Raw genomic sequence first — 3,047 nt, 5'->3', positions numbered from 1 at the left:
TTACACCACCAAGATCCGTCCGCCGCGCCACAACCACCAGGGCCGCCTCGCTGCGGGAGCCGGGGTATAGGACACCCCCTCACAACAACGCAACACCTTTCTGCAGACAATCGTCACTTTTTTGAAATAGGCCCGAAACACCGGCCATGAGGGGCACGCAGGCGGTAACGGTCCGGCCATGTTCTGAAACAGGTTGCGGATGGTCACGCGGGCGATCATGTTTTATTCAACCAGTTGCATAAAGGATAACGACATGACGGCCTACCCCCACCTGCTTCAGCCGCTCGACCTGGGGTTCACGACCCTGCGCAACCGCGTGCTGATGGGATCGATGCATGTGGGATTGGAGGAAGCGCCAAACGGCTTTGAGCGGATGGCCGCCTTTTATGCCGAACGGGCGCGCGGCGAGGTCGGGCTGATCGTCACCGGCGGCATCGCCCCCAATGAGCGCGGGCGCCCCGCCCCGTTTGGCGCGGTACTGGCGACGGAGGAAGAGGCGGAGCATCATCGTATCGTCACCGAGGCCGTCCATAGGGAAGGCGGCAAGATCGCGATGCAGATTCTGCATTTTGGCCGCTATTCCTATCAGCAGGACCTTGTCGCCCCGTCAGCGATCAAGGCGCCCATCAACCCATTTGTCCCCCACGCCCTGACGCGGGAGGAGGTGGAAGAGAACATCGACGATTTCGTGCGCTGCGCCGCCCTGGCCCAGAGGGCCGGTTATGACGGGGTCGAGGTCATGGGCTCCGAGGGCTATCTGATCAACGAGTTCATCGCAGCCCGTACCAATCATCGTGACGATGAATGGGGCGGATCTTATGAGAACCGTATCCGGCTGCCTGTCGAGATCGTTCGCCGTATCAGGGAGAAAGTCGGCCCCGACTTCATCATCATCTATCGCCTGTCCATGCTGGATCTGGTGGAGGGCGGATCGACGCTGGAGGAGGTGGTGCAACTGGGACAAGCCATCGAAGCGGCCGGGGCCACCATCCTGAATACCGGCATCGGCTGGCACGAGGCGCGCATCCCCACCATTGCCACCTCCGTGCCCCGCGCGGCCTTTGCCTGGGTGACGAAGCAGTTGAAGGGCAAGGTGTCGATCCCGCTGATCGCCACCAACCGCATCAATACCCCCGAGGTGGCCGACAATCTGTTGGCTGAAGGCTATTGCGACATGGTCTCGATGGCCCGCCCCTTCCTGGCCGATGCGCATTTTGTGACCAAGGCGCGCGAGAACCGGGCCGATGAGATCAATACCTGCATCGCCTGTAACCAGGCCTGCCTGGACCATACGTTCAGCGGCAAGATCACCTCCTGCCTGGTTAACCCTCGCGCCTGTCATGAGACGAAGCTGATCATCACCCCGACGGCATCGCCCAAGAATATCGCCGTGGTCGGTGCCGGCCCGGCGGGCCTGTCCTTTGCGGTCACCGCTGCCGAGCGCGGGCACAAGGTGACCCTGTTCGAAGCGTCGGCACAGGTCGGCGGGCAGTTCAATATTGCCCGGAAAATCCCCGGTAAGGAGGAGTTCAACGAGACCCTGCGCTATTTCCGCCGGCAACTGGAGCTGAAGGGCGTCACGGTATGCCTCAACACCCGCGCCGATGCCGCCATGCTGGCCGAGGGCGGGTTTGACGACGTGGTACTGGCCACCGGCGTGGTCCCGCGCAAGCCGGCGATAGAGGGCATCGATCATCCCAAGGTGCTGGGCTACCTGGATGTGCTGCGCGACGAGGTGCAGGTGGGCCGGAAGGTGGCTGTGATCGGGGCCGGTGGCATCGGCTTTGACGTCAGCACCTATCTGGTGGAGCGGCACGAGGCGCCCTCGGCGGACCGCTTCTTCAAACAATGGGGTGTCGATCCCGATTACCGCCATGCGGGCGGCTGCACCAAGCCGGAACCCGAGCATAATGGCCGACAGGTCTTCCTGATGCAGCGCACAGAAGGCAAACTGGGCGAGAATCTGGGCCGCACCACGGGCTGGATCCACCGGACTGTCCTGAAAATGCATGGGGTGGCCACCATCGGCGGCGTCACCTATCGCCGGATCGATGATGCCGGACTGCATGTGACCATCGGCGCTCAGAATCAGGTGCTGGATGTCGATCATGTCGTGATCTGTGCCGGGCAGGAGCCGCTGCGGGAACTACAGGCCGATCTGGAGGCGTGGGGCATCCCTGTCCACCTGATTGGTGGGGCGGATGTCGCCGCCGAACTGGACGCCAAGCGAGCCATCAACCAGGGCACGCGCCTGGCCGCCACCCTCTGATACGCGTGTCAGTAAATCCTGACTTGTCAGGATTTACTGACTTCGGCGGCATGGGCCGCCGCCGCGCCAGTCGGCGCGGATACGAAGGTTAATACTTATTGACCTTCGTATGATCCACCTGACGGAAAAAGGAAAAATCCATGACCCAGCCGTCCGGCCTACACCCGGCCGCAGCATCTTCTCTGGCCATCTGGCACGAGATCGTTGCCAATCAGTCCATCGACACCCTGCGCGGCATCACCCATGAACAGGCGATCTTCCGGTCGCCGGTGGCCCATACAGCCTATGAAGGGGCGGATGCCCTGCTGCTGGCCATCGGCACCGTCATGCGGGTCTTCGGCGACTTCACCTATCACCGCACCGCCGTAACGGCGGACGGGCTGAATGTCGTGCTGGAATTCGCCGCCACGGTGGAAGGCAAGCAGGTGAAGGGGATTGATTTCATCCGCTTCGACGAACAGGGCCTGATCTGCGAGTTCGAGGTGATGATCCGGCCCCTGAGCGGCCTGCAGGCCCTGGCGGCCGAGATGGGGCGTCGCGTCGGCCAGGAAATGACGACCTTCAAGGCGAAAGCCTGATCCCGACAGCCTTTGGCCGCCGCTGCTGGCGGTTGTGGGGACCATGCTCACCTTCCCCCTCCCACCCGCTGACGCGGGCGGGTACCTTGGTCTCCCTCACCCTCCCACCCGCTGATGCGGGCGGGTACCTTGGTCTCCCTCACCCTCCCACCCGCTGATGCGGGCGGGTACCTTGGTCTCCCTCACCCTCCCACCCGCTG

The 3,047-nt window shown here is 63.0% G+C and carries 2 protein-coding genes; both read left to right on the top strand.

Annotation, left to right across the window (positions count from 1 at the left end; all coding sequences use genetic code 11):
* Nucleotides 1-253 precede the first annotated feature (253 nt).
* Complete coding sequence (locus KBA48_RS20730) at nt 254-2,269, top strand: NADPH-dependent 2,4-dienoyl-CoA reductase (RefSeq protein ID WP_292909917.1); 2,016 nt, start codon at nt 254-256, stop codon at nt 2,267-2,269.
* Between the two features lie 140 nt (nt 2,270-2,409).
* The gene (locus tag KBA48_RS20725) at nt 2,410-2,847 is read left to right on the top strand and encodes a nuclear transport factor 2 family protein (protein ID WP_292909915.1); all 438 of its coding nucleotides are present in this window, start codon (nt 2,410-2,412) and stop codon (nt 2,845-2,847) included.
* Nucleotides 2,848-3,047 lie beyond the last annotated feature (200 nt).

The organism is Niveispirillum sp. (assembly GCF_017996735.1).
Taxonomy (GTDB): domain Bacteria; phylum Pseudomonadota; class Alphaproteobacteria; order Azospirillales; family Azospirillaceae; genus Niveispirillum.
The sequence above is the reverse complement of the archived record's forward strand: the minus strand, read 5'-3'. Positions and strand labels throughout refer to the sequence as shown.